This is a genomic window from Peribacillus tepidiphilus, from assembly GCF_009466385.1.
Lineage (GTDB): Bacteria > Bacillota > Bacilli > Bacillales > DSM-1321 > Bacillus_BN > Bacillus_BN tepidiphilus.
On record NZ_WIAQ01000003.1, the window covers coordinates 172,338 to 189,423 of the forward strand.

Below are 17,086 nucleotides of genomic sequence, written 5' to 3' on the forward strand. Positions count from 1 at the left end.
GTGAATTTCATTGACTTTAAGAGAAGCAGCTTTACATATGCATAGAATAAACAAGGGGAAGTTAGAAACAGTTTCTAAAGTGCAAGTAAGAAATGCAAACGATTTGAGTTTAGCTTATTCTCCTGGTGTTGCAGAGCCGTGTAAAGAAATATATGACAAGCCAGAGAGCGTTTATGAATATACGATGAAAGGTAATATGGTTGCGGTTGTTTCGGATGGAACGGCTGTATTAGGATTGGGAAATATTGGTCCAGAGGCTGCGTTACCTGTTATGGAAGGAAAGGCAGTATTATTTAAAAGCTTTGCTGGTGTAGATGCATTTCCAATTTGCTTAAACACGACTGATGTCGAAAAAATTATTGAGACAGTCAAGCTGATGGAGCCTACATTTGGAGGTGTAAACCTCGAAGATATCGCTGCACCAAACTGCTTTGAAATCGAAGAAAGATTAAAAAAAGAAATGAATATTCCTGTTTTTCACGATGACCAGCATGGAACGGCAATTGTTACAGTGGCCGGTCTTGTAAATGCTCTAAAGTTAATAGGAAAATCTATGTCAGAAATTAAAGTGGTTGTAAATGGAGCCGGTGCAGCAGGAATCGCGATAATCAAGCTGTTATATAGCTATGGTGTCCGAGATGTAATCATGTGTGATTCAAAAGGTGCTATTTATGAAGGCCGACCAAACGGAATGAACGATATAAAACATCAAATCTCAAAAATCACGAACCGAGATAAGCTTTCCGGTAGCCTAGAAGATGTAATTAAAGGAGCTGACGTATTTATCGGAGTATCTGTTGCTGGTGCTTTAACAAAAGAAATGATCCGATCTATGAATGTTGATCCGATTATTTTCGCTATGGCCAACCCAGTTCCTGAAATCATGCCTCAAGAAGCAAAAGAAGCGGGTGCGGCAGTTGTTGGTACGGGACGTTCTGATTTCCCTAACCAAGTCAACAACGTTCTTGCTTTCCCTGGAATTTTCCGAGGAGCTCTTGACGTTAGAGCTACTCACATTAATGAAGAAATGAAAATGGCAGCAGTTGAAGCGATTGCAGGACTGATTGACCCTTCTGAGTTGAATGCAGACTATGTAATCCCAGCTCCATTTGATCCGAGAGTTGCACCTGAAGTGGCTGCAGCAGTCGCAAAAGCAGCTATGGAGACAGGAGTAGCGAGAATGAAAGTGAACCCGGAAGATGTTAAGGAAAAGACTAAAAAGCTTGCAATGATTGGAAAAGAGTGATTCTGTATTGAGCACAATTCCTAATACTTCTTCAAAAATTTATTTAGAAGTAGTCGAAAAAATCAGATCCATGATCGAAGAGTCCGGGCTTTTACCGGGGGATAAAATCCCTTCTGAAAGGGAGCTATCCGAGCGCCTGAAGGTAGGGCGCTCCTCCGTTCGTGAAGCATTGCGGGCTCTCGAGCTACTAGGATTAATTGAGACAAGAAGAGGAGAAGGCACTTTTATTAAAGATTTTCAAGAGCACAGGCTTGTTGAACTGCTAGGTGCTTTTTTTCTACAGGATTCTAAAACGAAAAAGGATTTGGCTGAAACGAAAAGATTCATTGAAATGGACTGCCTTCAAGCAGCTGTAAAGCGTGCTGGAAACGAAATCATTGAAGAGTGCATCGCATGGGCAGAAGAAAATGATTTTACCGACAGTGAATTTTTTGAAAAAATTGCTGCTCTGAATCCAAATAGATTGCTTGAAAGAATATGGCGTGTTGTCAACAGCTATGAAAAATCATCTCATACACTTCAAAAAGTAACGGATAAAATGGCTTATTTAGAATTACTTTTTGCCTTGAAAAATCGTGATAACGAAAGAGTTCTGGAATTATACATGAATCAGATTAGAAAATTGTCGAAAGAATCGTGACACCGTTTTACAAGTTTTTTTCAAGGTGTCATGTACATTAAAAGGACAGGCAATATTTGGAGATATAACGACAAAGGGAGGATTTTTCTTGCTGAAAGAGCTTTTTTCAAAATCTAGAAAGAAAAAATATGCCACGATCCCATCAGAAAGAGATAAACAGGATGTACCTGAAGGTATTATGACAAAATGTCCAAGCTGTAAAAAAATCATGTATACAAAAGAACTTTTAAAAAATTTAAAGGTTTGCTCCCATTGCGGATATCATCATAGAATGAGTGCCTTTGAAAGACTAGACAGTTTATTAGATAAAGATAGCTTTACAGAACTGGATTCCGACTTAGTTTCAGGAAACCCTCTTAACTTTCCTAACTATATTGAAAAATTAGAGCAGGATAAAGCTAAAGCGAATCTTAACGAGGCCGTTTTAACTGGAACGGGTACAATCGAGGGGCATGAGGTTGTTATAGCTATTATGGATGCAAATTTCCGTATGGGAAGTATGGGTTCTGTTGTCGGTGAAAAAATTACGAGAGCCATTGAGAAAGCTCATGAGCTCATGGTTCCGTTTATTATTTTTACTGCGTCCGGTGGTGCACGGATGCAAGAAGGAATTTTATCGCTTATGCAGATGGCAAAAACAAGTGCTGCCCTTAAGCTGTTTAGCGAAAATGGTGGGCTGATTATCTCCGTCATGACTCATCCTACAACCGGTGGAGTTTCGGCAAGTTTTGCTTCGTTAGGGGATTATAACTTGGCAGAGCCAGGAGCATTAATTGGTTTTGCTGGTCGTAGTGTCATTGAACAGACGATTCGTGAAGAACTCCCGGATGATTTTCAGACAGCCGAATTTCTATTAAAGCATGGTCAGTTAGATGCTGTAGTGTCAAGACTCGAACTGAAGGAGAAACTGGTAACGATTTTAGAAATCCATCGTCCGGGAGGCGAATTGCAATGGTAGGAGAATTGGAATTTGAGCGTCCTGTAGTTGAGCTTCGTAAAAAAATTGACGAGCTCAAAAAAATCACGGAAGATGCAGATGTAGATTTAAGTTCTGAAATTCATAAGCTTGAAAAAAGGCTTGAAAAGCTTCAAAACGATATTTATAAAAATTTGAAGCCTTGGGAACGCGTCCAGATCGCGCGCCATCCTGCCCGTCCTACAACTTTGGATTATATTTCTCATCTATTTACAGACTTCTTTGAGTGTCATGGGGACCGCTGTTTTGCCGACGATGCAGCGATCGTAGGTGGGATTGCGAAATTTAACGGATTGCCTGTTACAGTTATTGGTCACCAAAGAGGAAAAGATACAAAGGAAAATATCCGTCGCAACTTCGGTATGCCACATCCAGAAGGCTATAGAAAAGCCCTCAGATTAATGAAGCAAGCGGAAAAATTCAATCGACCGGTTATTTGTTTTATCGATACGAAAGGTGCTTATCCTGGTAGAGCTGCTGAAGAAAGAGGACAAAGTGAAGCGATTGCCAAAAATCTTTTTGAGATGGCTGGTTTAAAGGTTCCTGTAATTTCTATTGTCATTGGCGAAGGAGGAAGCGGTGGTGCATTGGCTCTTGGAGTAGCCGATAAAATCCATATGCTTGAAAACTCCACCTATTCTGTCATATCCCCGGAAGGAGCTGCCACCATTCTTTGGAAGGATGCAACTCTTGCCAAAAAGGCAGCAGAAAGCATGAGGATTACTGCACTAGATTTAAAAGAGCTTGGCGTTGTTGATGAGGTTATACCAGAAGTAAAAGGTGGTGCGCATAAGGATCTAAAACAACAAGCATTACTAATCGAAAAAACTCTTAAGGATACCTTAAAAGAACTGCTAGCTAAGGAAGAAAAGCAACTCATCCAAGATCGTTATAATAAATTTAGGAAAATTGGACAGTTTTCAGTGAATAAAGAATATAGTCAAATGAAATAATTTTTAAAATACATACACATTGTGTGTGCTGCCACAGTACTTGCTACTGTGGTGTTTTTCTTATTAAATAAATTGGTAAGATACTGAAATATTGGTTTAATATGAAAAATATCAATGTAACTCTTTTTCATAAAACTAAACGCTTACAAGGGATTTTCTTCTAAAGATATTAAAAAATCATGAAAAGATCTTATTTTTTAAGTGAAACTTGTTAAAAACTGCACAAACAGGGTTTACGAAACACAATAACTATTTTAGAATGAAAACGCAGAAAAGAATAAACCTTATTGTGTGGTCCCTTGATCAGATGGTACAGAAAGCCTCGAAAAATACAGGATAAAATTTTGCCTATTTACAAACGCTAAAGATAAATGATTATTGGTAAATTGGCAAAATAACGTTCGGATGGTTCGTTCATAGTACATAGAGGGAATACGCAATGTACATTAATGGAAATTAACTATATGAGGTGATGGCTATGAAAAGAATAGGAGTGTTAACGAGCGGTGGCGATTCTCCAGGTATGAACGCTGCCGTACGTGCTGTCGTACGTAAAGCGATTTATCATAATCTTGAAGTATACGGGATTTATCACGGATATCAAGGATTGATTAATGGAGATATTCGTAAGCTTGAACTCGGTTCAGTAGGTGACATCATCCAACGTGGTGGAACTATACTTTTTTCTGCGCGCTGTCCTGAATTTAAGACGGAAGAGGGCCAGCTTAAGGGAATCGAGCAATTGAAAAAGCATGGGATTGAAGGACTTGTTGTAATTGGTGGAGATGGCTCTTACATGGGAGCTAAGGCTTTAACAGAACGCGGTTTTCCGTGCGTTGGTGTACCTGGAACAATTGACAATGACATCCCAGGAACAGAATTCACAATCGGCTTTGATACGGCTTTAAATACAGTGATTGATGCCATTGACAAAATTCGTGACACGGCAACCTCTCATGAAAGAACCTATGTTATTGAGGTAATGGGCAGAGACGCAGGCGATATCGCTTTATGGGCTGGTCTTGCAGGAGGTGCAGAATCGATTATCATTCCGGAAGAGAATTATAATATGGAGGATATCGTTGCAAAACTCAAGCGCGGACACGAACGAGGCAAAAAACACAGTATCATCGTAGTTGCTGAAGGTGTCGGAAGCGGCGTTGAAATTGGGAAGAAAATTGAAGAGATGACAAATTTTGATACTCGTGTAACCGTACTGGGTCACGTTCAACGTGGAGGTTCTCCTACTGCTGTCGATCGAGTGCTAGCAAGCAGACTAGGGGCAAGAGCAGTTGAGCTTTTAATTGAAGGAAAAGGTGGACGTGCTGTTGGGATCGAGAAGAATCAGCTGGTTGATTACGATATCATAGAAGCACTTTCTAAGAAACATGTCATTGATATGAACATGTATAAGCTTTCACAAGAACTATCTATTTAACTTTGTGTTTTTCTTCAAAATTAAAGGAGGATTTTTCTTACAATGCGTAAAACAAAAATTGTATGTACAATTGGCCCTGCTAGCGAATCGGTAGAAAAGCTGTGCAAATTAATTGAAGCTGGAATGAATGTTGCTCGCTTGAATTTTTCTCATGGAAGTCATGAAGAGCATGCTGCCAGAATTAAAAATATTAGAGAAGCAGCAAAAATAACAGGCAAGCAAGTAGCTATTTTACTTGATACAAAAGGACCTGAAATCCGTACTCATAACATGGAGAACGATGCAATTGAACTTAGAGCAGGATCAAATGTCATCATTTCAATGACAGAAGTACTTGGAACCCCTGAAAAATTCTCGATTACCTATGAGGGTTTAATTGAGGATGTACGCGTCGGTTCGAAAATTCTTCTTGATGATGGTCTAATTGGACTTGAAGTGACAAAGGTTGACCATGATCATAAAGAAATCCACACAACTGTATTAAACAGCGGAGTGTTAAAAAATAAAAAGGGTGTTAACGTACCGGGAGTTTCTGTAAATTTACCTGGTATTACAGAGAAGGATGCGCAGGATATTGTATTTGGAATCGAGCAAGGCATTGACTTTATTGCAGCATCTTTCGTTCGTCGTGCATCGGATGTGCTTGAAATTCGTGAGCTACTGGAAAAACATCAAGCAACGCATATTCAAATCATTCCGAAAATCGAAAACCAAGAAGGTGTCGATAAAATTGATGAAATCTTAGAGGTTTCCGACGGATTAATGGTAGCACGTGGAGACCTAGGAGTGGAGATACCTGCTGAAGAAGTTCCATTAGTTCAAAAAGATTTGATTAAAAAGTGTAATGCACTAGGAAAACCAGTTATAACTGCTACGCAAATGCTTGATTCCATGCAGCGTAATCCTCGCCCAACACGCGCTGAAGCATCTGACGTTGCAAACGCCATTTTTGATGGTACAGATGCTATCATGCTTTCAGGAGAAACCGCAGCAGGTTCCTATCCGGTAGAAGCAGTACAAACGATGCATAACATTGCATCTAGAGCAGAACAAGCCTTAAATCATAAAGAAATTCTGTCCATACGAAGCAAAGATAACGAACATAACATTACAGATGCAATCGGACAATCGGTAGCACATACCACATTAAATCTCGATGCTAGTGCCATTATTACTCCAACTGAAAGTGGACATACGGCACGAATGATTTCTAAATATCGTCCAAAAGCTCCGATCGTTGCTGTTACATCAGATGAGCGCGTTTCTAGAAGACTGGCGCTGGTATGGGGCGTCTATCCGCAAATCGGCCAGAAAGCAAACTCTACGGATGAAATGCTTGAAATTGCGATTCAAGAAGGATTGAATTCTGGGCTTGTTTCTCATGGGGACCTTGTTGTCATTACCGCAGGTGTTCCAGTAGGAGAAACGGGCACTACGAATTTAATGAAAATCCATGTAATTGGAAACACGATCATAAAGGGGCAAGGAATCGGCCGTAAGTCTGCTACAGGTCGTGTTGTTTTGGCGAAGAACGCTGCAGAAGCTTTGGAGAAAGTGACTGAAGGCTCTATCCTCGTCACAATCGGTTCTGACAAAGAGATGATGCCTGCTATTGAGAAGTGTGCAGCACTTGTTACAGAAGAAGGCGGAATCACAAGCCATGCTGCTGTTGTCGGAGTCAACCTTGGAATTCCAGTCATTGTTGGAGCTGAAGGGGCAATGGCACTTCTAAAAGAAGGACAAGAAGTAACAGTTGATGCTTCTCGCGGTTTTATTAACGAAGGAAGAGCGAGCGTTCTATAATGAAAGTAAGAGCCTCCCAAATACGGGGGCTCTTTTTGTCTAGCTTCAAGCGCAGCCTTCGGGTATTGTTTCATTCATCAAAATCAACGAAAATGTTTTTGGATATAGGACATACAGTGTATAATATAGAAAAGTTATGATTTTTCGGAGGCGAGTATTTGAGATACCTTTTACTTTTTTTAATTATCATACCTGCTTTAGAAATAGGAGTATTGTTGTATTCTGGTAAAACGATTGGTGTGATTCCAACCATTTTACTCATTATCGCTACTGGGATTGCTGGTGCCTATCTAGCAAAGCAGCAAGGATTGGAGACCATTCGTAAAGCACAGCAGCAGATTAGTTATGGAAAAATGCCGGGAGACGCATTGATTGACGGAATATGTATTTTAGTGGGCGGATGCCTGCTGCTAACTCCTGGTTTTATTACGGATCTCATCGGATTTATTCTGCTTTTACCTCCTACTAGGATTGTTGTAAAACCATTCATAAAGAGAATGTTCCGAAGCATGATCAACAAAGGAAACCTCACAATCATCAGATAAAAAAGGGTGGCACGTCAATGATGAGCCACCCTTTTCATTATAATTCTTCTTTTTTGCCCATGATAAAATTCCAAAGGTCTTTGAAAACGTTGCTTCTTTGCAGCGTGTTAATGATTACTAGCGTAACAGGTCCGACAATTAAACCAAGAAAGCCAATCAGCTTGAATCCCACGAATAGAGAAATAAGTGTTGCTAGTGGATCAAGTCCGATGCTTGAGGACAAAATTTTAGGTTCCATGATTTGGCGTTGAACGAGAACAACTATATAAAGCACTCCTAATCCAATGGCAAGGTTCATTTCACCAGCAACAGCCTCGTAGATAATCCAAGGAACGAAAACAGCACCTGTACCTAAATAAGGAAGGATATCAACAAACCCTGCAACTAATGCAATCGTAATCGCATAATCTACTCGTAAAACCAATAATCCGATTAAGACAATGATCGTAGTAATGGATATGAGAGTTAGCTGGGCTTTTATAAAACCGAAAAGAGCTCTTTTTAAATCTGCAAAGATTTTAGAGACGCTTTCCTTTACTTTAGAAGGAGCAATCCTACCGGCAAATCCCTTTAGTCGATACCAATCCTTGCTGATAAAAAATGTTGCAAGTAATGAGAATATTAAAACGGTCGCAACGTTTGGGAACCAGCCGATAATGACGGGAATGTTATGAAAGAAATTTTGAATAAACGCCCCAACCGTTGTGGCAATTTTTTTCCCCACACTTTCGATATTGGACATAATCGTGTCTTGTTGACCTGCGTCTAAGTTATTGAATAAAGCTGAAAACTTGTGATACATCGGAAGGATTTGCGTGCCGATGAATTGTTCCATATAATCAATGAGTGTTTCCAAATGTCTCGGAACAACATTTGCTAAATAATTGGCACCGGAAACAATCTCTGCTACCAATAAGGTGATCAAACCTACAAAAACTCCGATGATTAGGATTAGTGAAAGAATTACGGCTAAAGCCCTGGGCATCCTTGCTTTCTTTTCAAAGAAATCTACAAGTGGGTTAATTAGGAAGGCTATGACTAAAGCTATGATAAATGGGTAGGTAACACTAGCTGTGTAATATAACGTAACAGCACTTAATGCAACAATACCGACCACGAAAAATAATCGAACAAGACGGTAAATATAAATGGGATTCAAATTGTATCCTCCTAACAATTTTTCATATGTATTTATTTTACTACGGAATATTCATTTATAAAGTTTCATTTTTCTAATGCAAATTTATTTTTTAGGCGGTGAAGGTATGAATGGATCGATCTTATTTTTACTATTATTAGTTATTGTAGGTTTGATTGCAAAAAATACCTCGTTAGTGATTGCATCAGCCATTCTTCTAATGATCAAGTTAATCGGTATTAGCGATAGAGTGTTTCCGTTTTTACAAGCGAAAGGAATCAATATCGGGGTCACGGTCATTACCATTGCTGTTCTTGTCCCCATTGCAAGCGGTTCGATTGGTTTTAAGGAGCTGTCAGATGCCATTAGGTCTCCATATGCTTGGATTGCCTTAGCTTCAGGTATTACTGTTGCTTTAATAGCAAAAAGCGGACTCACCTTATTGGTGAATGATCCACATATAACAGCGGCTCTAGTTTTTGGAACCATCATTGCTGTTTCTTTGTTTAAAGGTGTAGCTGTAGGTCCGCTCATTGGTGCAGGGATTGCCTATTTAGCCATGAAAATCTTTGAATTCTTTCATTAAAAGGATGATGAGGCTGAGTGAAAGCTTTCAGATTGTTGACAAAGGCTCTATTTAATTAGTCTGAATAGACTTTGTCTTCAAAGCTTTATCAGCCTTTTTCTATAGGATTTAAAATTCAAATTTTAGATATATTTACTAGGTGATTTATTTAGTTTTTCTGGTAAAATATTAATTTTTTCACATTTTAATTTCTTTTCATTCACAAAAGTCTGATAATTGTTTATAATAGGACTTGTAAGCGCAATCTATTTTTATACTAATCTTTATCTTTAGAATTTACTTTATTGATGTTAATAAAGTTATTACGGTGAAAAAATGAGCATCCGCTCACCAAAGCTTTTATAGTTTTAAATAGGGTTAACATGAAAGAGTTAACAAATTTCAAATTTTGTTTTTGATTATACAATTATATTGTTAACGCTTTCATTATAGGGCGAAATAGATAAAAAATGCCCGCCATATACATAAATGAACAGACGGCTTATCCACGTTTGTTTCATTTCAGCCAAATTGGCAAATACTTCTAAATGGGTAAAGGGGAATTTTTTAGAAAAGGAGAGATAGTGTATGACAGTAACAAGAGGTCTCGAGGGAATTGTAGCTACAACTTCATCAATCAGCTCAATCATTGATGATACTTTGACGTACGTTGGATACAATATCGACGATTTGGCTGAGAATGCGAGCTTTGAAGAAGTAATCTATTTACTATGGCACCGTCGCTTGCCTAATAAGCTTGAGCTACAAGAACTTACTGCTCAGCTGGCTGAGAATATGAGTCTGCCAAAAGAGTTTCTAGATCATTTTAAGATGTATCCGATCAAGAAGGTGCATCCAATGGGTGCGCTTCGATCTGCACTTTCTTTGTTGGGGTTATATGATGAGGAAGCAGATCAAATGGATGAGGAATCTAATTATCGTAAAGCTATTCGCCTGCAAGCAAAAATTCCTACTATTGTTACCGCTTTTGCTCGTATTAGGAAAGGGCTTGAGCCGGTTGCTCCAAGAAAAGACTTGAGCTTTGCTGCTAATTTCCTTTATATGCTTAGTGGTAAAGATCCGTCACCTATTGAAGAAGAGGCATTTAACAAGGCATTAGTACTTCATGCTGATCACGAGCTTAATGCCTCAACGTTTACAGCTCGTGTATGTGTTGCAACACTATCTGATATTTATTCCGGTATTACCGCTGCAATTGGTGCATTAAAAGGTCCTCTTCATGGTGGAGCTAACGAAGCCGTAATGAAGATGTTAACTGAAATTGGTTCTCTTGAAAATGTTGATAACTACATCCAAACAAAGCTGCAAAATAAGGAAAAAATCATGGGATTTGGTCACCGCGTATACAGAAACGGAGACCCTCGTGCTAAGCACTTAAAGAAAATGTCAGAAAAGTTAACGAATTTGACCGGACAGTCACAATACTATGATATGTCTGTTCGTATTGAAGAACTTGTGACATCTCAAAAACCACTTCCGCCAAACGTAGATTTCTATTCAGCATCTGTCTATCACAGCCTAGGCATTGATCATGATTTATTTACACCTATATTTGCAGTAAGCCGTACTTCCGGTTGGCTTGCACATATTTTAGAGCAATATGAAAACAATCGCTTGATTCGTCCTCGTGCTGAATATACAGGTCCTGGAATGCAAAAATATGTTCCGATCGAGCAGCGATAAAAAATATTTTTTAAAAAGATAGAATATATAGTAGATTTATATTAATAGAAATAATAAGGTTAGAGGTTTCGTCCATTTGTAGTGAGCCTTCTAACCTTTGATATTGAAATTGGAGGGTATAGTATGAGTCAAGGTGAAAAAATTACAGTTACAAATGGTGTATTGAATGTACCAAACAACCCGATCATTCCATTTATCGAAGGTGATGGAATTGGGCCAGACATTTGGGCAGCTGCATCCCGTGTTATAGAGGCAGCTGTTGAAAAAGCATATAATGGACAAAAGGCCATAGTTTGGAAAGAGGTACTTGCAGGTGAGAAAGCATTTAACCAAACAGGTGAATGGCTCCCTCAAGAAACATTAGATGTAATAAAAGAATATTTGATTGCTATTAAAGGTCCACTTACGACTCCTGTTGGTGGAGGAATTCGTTCCTTGAACGTAGCATTACGCCAAGAATTAGATTTATACGTCTGCTTACGCCCCGTTCGTTATTTTGACGGTGTACCATCCCCTGTTAAGCGTCCGGAAGACACTGACATGGTTATTTTCCGGGAAAATACAGAAGATATTTATGCGGGGATCGAATACGCAAAAGGCTCTGAAGAAGTGAAAAAAGTGATTGACTTCCTACGCAATGAAATGGGTGTTACTAAAATTCGCTTCCCAGAAACTTCTGGTATTGGTATTAAGCCAGTTTCTGAAGAAGGAACAAAACGTTTAGTCCGTGCAGCCATTAACTATGCAATCAAAGAAGGTCGTAAATCTGTAACATTGGTACATAAAGGAAACATCATGAAGTTTACAGAAGGAGCCTTTAAAAACTGGGGTTATGAGCTTGCTGAGAAAGAGTTCGGTGATAAAGTGTTCACTTGGGCACAATATGATCGTATTAAAGAAGCTGAAGGCTCTGAAGCTGCCAACAAAGCACAAGCAGCTGCAGAAGCTGAAGGGAAAATCATTATTAAAGATTCGATTGCTGATATCTTCTTACAGCAAATTTTAACTCGTCCAAAAGAATTTGATGTTGTTGCAACCATGAACTTGAATGGAGATTATATCTCAGATGCTCTTGCAGCTCAAGTTGGTGGAATCGGAATCGCGCCAGGAGCAAACATTAACTATGAAACTGGTCATGCGATCTTTGAAGCTACTCACGGAACCGCTCCAAAGTATGCGGGATTAGACAAGGTAAACCCTTCTTCTGTTCTACTTTCAGGGGTATTAATGCTTGAACATCTCGGCTGGAATGAAGCGGCAAAATTGATAATAGAATCTGTTGAAAAAACCATTTCTTCTAAAGTAGTAACTTATGATTTTGCTCGCTTAATGGATGGTGCAACAGAGGTTAAGTGCTCTGAATTTGCAGATGAGTTGATCAAAAATTTATAAAATATTGGTCTTAGTTACCTAGAAGAGTGGCTTAAAGATGAAAAACCATTTAAAGGGAAATTGAATAAGTCACTCTTCGTTACATAAGAATCTCACATGGAAGAATGGAGGAGAGAAAGAAAAATGACAACTTTAAAACGGAAAAAGATTTCTATAATTGGCGGTGGCTTTACTGGAGCAACAACTGCATTTTTAGCAGCACAAAAAGAGCTTGGAGATGTTGTACTTGTAGACATTCCACAAATGGAAAATCCTACAAAAGGTAAAGCATTAGATATGTTAGAAGCTAGCCCGGTACAAGGGTTTGATGCAAACATTATTGGTACTTCTAATTACGAGGATACAGCTAATTCTGATCTAGTTATTATTACTGCTGGTATCGCGCGTAAGCCAGGAATGAGCCGAGATGATCTAGTTCAAACAAACCAAAAAATCATGAAATCTGTAACAAAAGAAATTGTAAAATATTCTCCAGATTGTTACATACTTGTGTTAACAAACCCTGTAGATGCAATGACTTATACAGTATTTAAAGAGTCAGGCTTTCCTAAAAACCGCGTAATCGGTCAATCTGGTGTACTTGATACTGCACGTTTCCGTACTTTTATTGCCCAAGAGTTAAATATATCTGTTAAAGATGTAACGGGCTTCGTTTTAGGTGGTCATGGAGATGATATGGTTCCTTTAGTAAGATACTCTTATGCTGGTGGCATACCTTTAGAAACACTAATTCCAAAGGATCGCTTAGATGCGATTGTTGAACGTACTCGTAAAGGCGGAGCTGAAATTGTTAATCTATTAGGAAACGGTAGTGCTTATTATGCACCTGCTGCTTCTCTTGTAGAAATGGCGGAAGCAATCCTTAAAGATCAACGACGTGTTCTTCCAGCCATCGCTTATTTAGAAGGAGAATATGGTATGGAGGGTCTTTACCTTGGAGTTCCGACAATCCTTGGAGCAAATGGTATCGAGAAAGTAATCGAACTTGAACTGACAGAAGAAGAAAAAGCAGCACTTGCTAAATCTGCAGATTCTGTTCGAAATGTTATGAGTGTTTTAGCATAAATGGAAAAAATTCGGGAGCTTCTCCCGAATTTTTTTCACACTGCCATCTTTATAACGAACACCAAAAAATTGATGCGGAGGTGTAAAAGATGTTATTGGGAAAAAAGAGGAAATTAGGTAGAGGAATTGGAGAGATAAAAATAGGAGAAAAGCTTTCATTGACTGAAAAAATTGAGGATAAGGACCTTCTCCTTTATTTAGGTTTGACAAATGATGCAAATCCGCTCTATATTCAACACGACTACGCCTCGTTAACTCCATTTAAAAAACCTATTGTGCCTAACATCATGCTCTTAGGAATTATCACTTCAGCAATCTCGAAATATCTTCCAGGTCCGGGTAGCCATATTTTGAGGCAAGATATTCAGTTTGTAAAACCTGTTTATCATTATGCTACGGTCAAATTTTTATTTGAAGTAAAGGAAGTTAATTTTGGAGAACATTCAGTAACGATTTCTGTCTTAGGAGAAAATGAAGAAGAAATGGTACTGAATGGGGTGGTCGTTGTATATCCACCTAAAACATCAGATGGTACAGACGGTGAAGCGCTGGAAAACTTTTGATAGCTATTTTGAATATTCTACTGATTTATGAGGCTTAATGAAGGCCTCTTTTTTTGTCTTGCTCTTCGAATAAAATTTTGTAGTTGGAAATTAAATTATTTATAATGAAATTATAAAAAAAGGCTTCTTCGGTTTTGGGGTTAATAAGGTTCAGGAGGATTTTATGTCAAAAAAAGTATTAGTCGTTGATGATGAGCAATCAATCGTAACGTTATTGAAGTATAACTTAGAACAGGCAGGATTCGAGGTTCTTACTGCCTCAGACGGGGAAGAAGGAAAAACTATTGCAATAGAAGAGAGACCAGATTTGATCGTTTTAGACTTAATGCTTCCAAAGCTTGATGGAATAGAGGTTTGCAAGTTATTAAGACAACAAAAGATTATGGTTCCGATTCTGATGTTAACAGCAAAAGACGACGAATTTGACAAAGTGCTGGGACTTGAACTGGGCGCAGATGACTATATGACGAAACCATTTAGTCCTCGTGAAGTAGTGGCTAGGGTAAAGGCCATTTTACGACGTTCTTCATTTTCTCAAGAACACTCAGATATTGCTGTAGATGATGGAGAATTCATTAAAGTCGGCAAGTTAAAGGTTTATCCAGAACGTTATGAAGCGTTTTTTCATGAAGAAAAATTGGAGTTAACTCCAAAGGAATTTGAATTGCTCGTGTATCTGACAAAACATAAAGGTAGGGTTCTTACTAGAGATCAGTTACTAAGCTCAGTTTGGAACTATGATTTTGCAGGAGATACGAGAATTGTCGATGTTCATATTAGCCATTTGCGTGAAAAAATCGAAGAAGATACGAAAAAACCAAAATATATAAAAACGATTAGAGGACTGGGGTATAAGTTTGAGGAGCCGAAGGGAGAATGATTAGGTTCCGATCTAAATTGTTTATAACTTTTATATCTCTAATCATTATCGTAATGCTTTGTCTAGGTATATTACTTGGGCAGTTTTTCAAGACTTATTATTTTAACAGCTTTAATAATAGAATACAGCATGAGTTAAGTATCATCGTTAATTATATTGAAGATATTGGAGGAATTTCAGCCTTTTTAAATGATCGGAAGGCCAAAAATATTTTTTCCACCTTTGAATCAAGCCTTACAATCATTTCCATGGAAAAAGAAGTTTTATACAATTCATATACCATAGGGAAGACTTCGCCCACCCTAAATAATGATACTCTAAGAAAAATCGTTTCATCTAGAAAAGAGGGCTATGAGGTTATTAAGGACGGGGACGAACTTCATTTCTATTGGATGCCAATCAAAAATAACGATGAAATTATTGGGTATGCAGTGATTAGTAATGAAATAGAAGAAATCAAAACGGCTAATCAACAGATGTGGTGGATTTTATTTATCAGTTTAGGTACATCGTTAATGATCATTATAATGGTTGGAAGCAGAATTGCTGCGCGCTATACTAGACCCATCGAAGCGGCTACAAATGCGGCGATTGAGTTGGCAAAAGGAAATTTTCGTGTAAGGACATACGAGGAACATTCAGATGATACGAGTATGCTTAGCGCATCTATCAATATTTTGGCCCGTAACCTACAAGAAATGGAAATAGCTAGAGAAATGCAGCAAGATCGTCTTGCCACATTAATCGAAAACATAGGTAGTGGCGTTTTATTGATTGATAGTAAAGGTTATATTACTTTAATAAATAAGGCGTACAAGCAATTATTCAAAGTGAACCCATCTGATTTTTTATTTCGATTGTATTATGAGGTTATTGAGCATAAAGAGGTCATCAACCTCATAGAAGAAATTTTCATGACGGAAAAAAGCGTAAAAAAGCAAATGCTTCTGCCTCTAAGGCTAGAAAGAAAGCATTTTGAGGTGTACGGGGCACCAATTATCGGAACAAATGATGAATGGAAAGGAATTGTTCTTGTATTTCATGACATAACGGAGTTAAAAAAGCTTGAGCAGATGAGGAAAGACTTTGTCGCCAACGTGTCTCATGAGCTAAAGACACCAATCACTTCCATTAAGGGATTTTCTGAAACATTATTGGACGGGGCGATGAAGGATGAAAATACGCTGGAATATTTTTTGACCATCATTTTGAAAGAAAGTGATCGACTTCAAACTCTTATTCAAGATTTACTTGATCTATCGAAAATGGAACAACAAGAGTTTTCATTAAACATAAATCGATTAAATATTTCTAATCTTCTTCAAGAAACATATGCCATTCTTGAAAAAAAAGCGAAAGATAAAGACATTTCCTTTCAACTTGAAACACCTAAAGCGCCAGCTCTAGTTGAAGCGGATTCCTATCGTCTTAAACAAGTGTTTATTAACCTAATTAACAATGCCATTACTTACACGCCTAACGGAGGAGAAATAAAGGTCATTGTTAGGGATGAAGCGGGTTTTGTCTGTGTGGAAGTAAAAGACACAGGTATTGGGATTGAACGAGATGAATTGCCGAGAATATTCGAGAGGTTTTACAGAGTTGATAAGGCAAGAAGCCGAAATTCAGGAGGTACTGGTCTAGGCCTAGCGATTGTTAAGCACATTGTAGAAGCTCATAAAGGAAAGATTTCAGTAGAAAGCACGCCAGGGAAAGGGACTTCTTTTTTTGTGAAAATCAGAAAAAAATTTCCGGGTAAAGATAAAAGTACAAACTGATTGCTCCAGCAATGGATTGAAAGGGAAATCTTAACAAGATTTTTACAGATTTATAATCTTCAATTTACATGTACCGTTTACAATGTTTCATGAAGACCCCTTCATCCAAGGAGCCTAGAAAAGGCAAGGACATGACCCCGTCCTTGCCTTTTTGCATAGAAATCACTTTTATTTTCTCCTTTCTTTTAACATTCGTAAAATAAATTATGGTAAAAAAGAAACCTTTTCATCTTCTAATCGTAAGAAAGAGTAACGTGAAAAAGGGTAGTGTCAAAAGTTCTATGAAAAACTAGTTCTAGGCATCTCCGCCAGGATTTCAGGAATAGCCAAGTCCGCAATCGCTCTTGACAAACAGTCGAAAAAGGTTGCGATACGGCCATCAAGGGCGAAGGGAACAAAA

The 17,086-nt window shown here is 38.3% G+C and carries 15 protein-coding genes; 14 read left to right on the forward strand and 1 reads right to left on the reverse strand.

Features of this window, described 5'->3' with window-relative positions; all coding sequences use genetic code 11:
- Positions 1–10: 10 nt before the first annotated feature.
- The 7 genes from ystJ to GD441_RS04060 all read left to right on the forward strand — a co-directional run bounded on the left by ystJ (position 11) and on the right by GD441_RS04060 (position 7,601).
- On the forward strand, positions 11–1,246 hold the full coding sequence (ystJ, locus tag GD441_RS04030; protein WP_153123954.1) for an NADP-dependent malic enzyme: 1,236 nt from the start codon (positions 11–13) through the stop codon (positions 1,244–1,246).
- 7 nt (positions 1,247–1,253) lie between these two features.
- Positions 1,254–1,886: a FadR/GntR family transcriptional regulator gene (locus tag GD441_RS04035; RefSeq protein ID WP_225434123.1), complete on the forward strand. Its 633-nt coding sequence runs from the start codon at positions 1,254–1,256 to the stop codon at positions 1,884–1,886.
- Positions 1,887–1,974: 88 nt separating this feature from the next.
- Complete coding sequence (gene accD / locus GD441_RS04040) at positions 1,975–2,844, forward strand: acetyl-CoA carboxylase, carboxyltransferase subunit beta (RefSeq protein ID WP_153123956.1); 870 nt, start codon at positions 1,975–1,977, stop codon at positions 2,842–2,844.
- Positions 2,838–3,815, forward strand: coding sequence for an acetyl-CoA carboxylase carboxyl transferase subunit alpha (gene accA / locus GD441_RS04045; protein WP_153123958.1), 978 nt, complete (start codon positions 2,838–2,840; stop codon positions 3,813–3,815). The genes accD and accA overlap by 7 nt, the downstream gene beginning before the upstream one ends.
- 478 nt (positions 3,816–4,293) lie before the next feature.
- A complete protein-coding gene (pfkA, locus tag GD441_RS04050; RefSeq protein WP_153123960.1) occupies positions 4,294–5,253 on the forward strand; it encodes a 6-phosphofructokinase in 960 nt (319 codons plus the stop codon).
- 42 nt (positions 5,254–5,295) lie between these two features.
- On the forward strand, positions 5,296–7,056 hold the full coding sequence (pyk, locus tag GD441_RS04055) for a pyruvate kinase (RefSeq protein WP_153123962.1): 1,761 nt from the start codon (positions 5,296–5,298) through the stop codon (positions 7,054–7,056).
- Positions 7,057–7,214: 158 nt separating this feature from the next.
- On the forward strand, positions 7,215–7,601 hold the full coding sequence (locus GD441_RS04060; RefSeq protein WP_153123964.1) for an FxsA family protein: 387 nt from the start codon (positions 7,215–7,217) through the stop codon (positions 7,599–7,601).
- A 37-nt stretch (positions 7,602–7,638) separates the two neighbouring features.
- Here GD441_RS04060 and ytvI read toward each other — a convergent pair whose 3' ends face one another.
- A complete protein-coding gene (gene ytvI, locus GD441_RS04065; RefSeq protein ID WP_153123966.1) occupies positions 7,639–8,760 on the reverse strand; it encodes a sporulation integral membrane protein YtvI in 1,122 nt (373 codons plus the stop codon).
- Positions 8,761–8,866: 106 nt separating this feature from the next.
- Between ytvI and GD441_RS04070 the strand changes: the two genes are divergently transcribed.
- The 7 genes from GD441_RS04070 (at position 8,867) to pnpS (ending at position 16,686) form a co-directional block, all read left to right on the forward strand.
- Positions 8,867–9,325 (forward strand): DUF441 domain-containing protein, encoded by a 459-nt coding sequence (locus GD441_RS04070; RefSeq protein WP_153123968.1) that lies wholly within the window; start codon positions 8,867–8,869, stop codon positions 9,323–9,325.
- A gap of 567 nt (positions 9,326–9,892) precedes the next feature.
- Complete coding sequence (citZ, locus tag GD441_RS04075) at positions 9,893–11,008, forward strand: citrate synthase (protein ID WP_153123971.1); 1,116 nt, start codon at positions 9,893–9,895, stop codon at positions 11,006–11,008.
- 123 nt (positions 11,009–11,131) lie between these two features.
- Positions 11,132–12,400 (forward strand): NADP-dependent isocitrate dehydrogenase, encoded by a 1,269-nt coding sequence (icd, locus tag GD441_RS04080; RefSeq protein WP_153123973.1) that lies wholly within the window; start codon positions 11,132–11,134, stop codon positions 12,398–12,400.
- Positions 12,401–12,523: 123 nt separating this feature from the next.
- On the forward strand, positions 12,524–13,465 hold the full coding sequence (gene mdh, locus GD441_RS04085; RefSeq protein ID WP_153123975.1) for a malate dehydrogenase: 942 nt from the start codon (positions 12,524–12,526) through the stop codon (positions 13,463–13,465).
- Positions 13,466–13,554: 89 nt separating this feature from the next.
- Positions 13,555–14,028 carry a MaoC/PaaZ C-terminal domain-containing protein gene (locus GD441_RS04090; protein WP_153123977.1) on the forward strand — a complete coding sequence of 158 codons (474 nt, stop codon included), beginning with the start codon at positions 13,555–13,557 and terminating at the stop codon, positions 14,026–14,028.
- A gap of 163 nt (positions 14,029–14,191) precedes the next feature.
- Positions 14,192–14,908, forward strand: a complete 717-nt coding sequence (locus GD441_RS04095) for a response regulator transcription factor (protein WP_153123980.1) — start codon at positions 14,192–14,194, stop codon at positions 14,906–14,908.
- Positions 14,905–16,686 (forward strand): two-component system histidine kinase PnpS, encoded by a 1,782-nt coding sequence (pnpS, locus tag GD441_RS04100; protein ID WP_153123982.1) that lies wholly within the window; start codon positions 14,905–14,907, stop codon positions 16,684–16,686. Before GD441_RS04095 ends, pnpS begins: the two co-directional genes overlap by 4 nt.
- Positions 16,687–17,086 lie beyond the last annotated feature (400 nt).

Coding starts and splice junctions, on each gene's coding strand:
- accA (WP_153123958.1), top strand. CDS start 2,838: ATGGTAGGAGAATTGGAATTTGAGCGTCCTGTAGTTGAGCTTCGTAAA.
- pfkA (WP_153123960.1), top strand. CDS start 4,294: ATGAAAAGAATAGGAGTGTTAACGAGCGGTGGCGATTCTCCAGGTATG.
- pyk (WP_153123962.1), top strand. CDS start 5,296: ATGCGTAAAACAAAAATTGTATGTACAATTGGCCCTGCTAGCGAATCG.
- GD441_RS04070 (WP_153123968.1), top strand. CDS start 8,867: ATGAATGGATCGATCTTATTTTTACTATTATTAGTTATTGTAGGTTTG.
- citZ (WP_153123971.1), top strand. CDS start 9,893: ATGACAGTAACAAGAGGTCTCGAGGGAATTGTAGCTACAACTTCATCA.
- icd (WP_153123973.1), top strand. CDS start 11,132: ATGAGTCAAGGTGAAAAAATTACAGTTACAAATGGTGTATTGAATGTA.
- mdh (WP_153123975.1), top strand. CDS start 12,524: ATGACAACTTTAAAACGGAAAAAGATTTCTATAATTGGCGGTGGCTTT.
- GD441_RS04090 (WP_153123977.1), top strand. CDS start 13,555: ATGTTATTGGGAAAAAAGAGGAAATTAGGTAGAGGAATTGGAGAGATA.
- GD441_RS04095 (WP_153123980.1), top strand. CDS start 14,192: ATGTCAAAAAAAGTATTAGTCGTTGATGATGAGCAATCAATCGTAACG.
- pnpS (WP_153123982.1), top strand. CDS start 14,905: ATGATTAGGTTCCGATCTAAATTGTTTATAACTTTTATATCTCTAATC.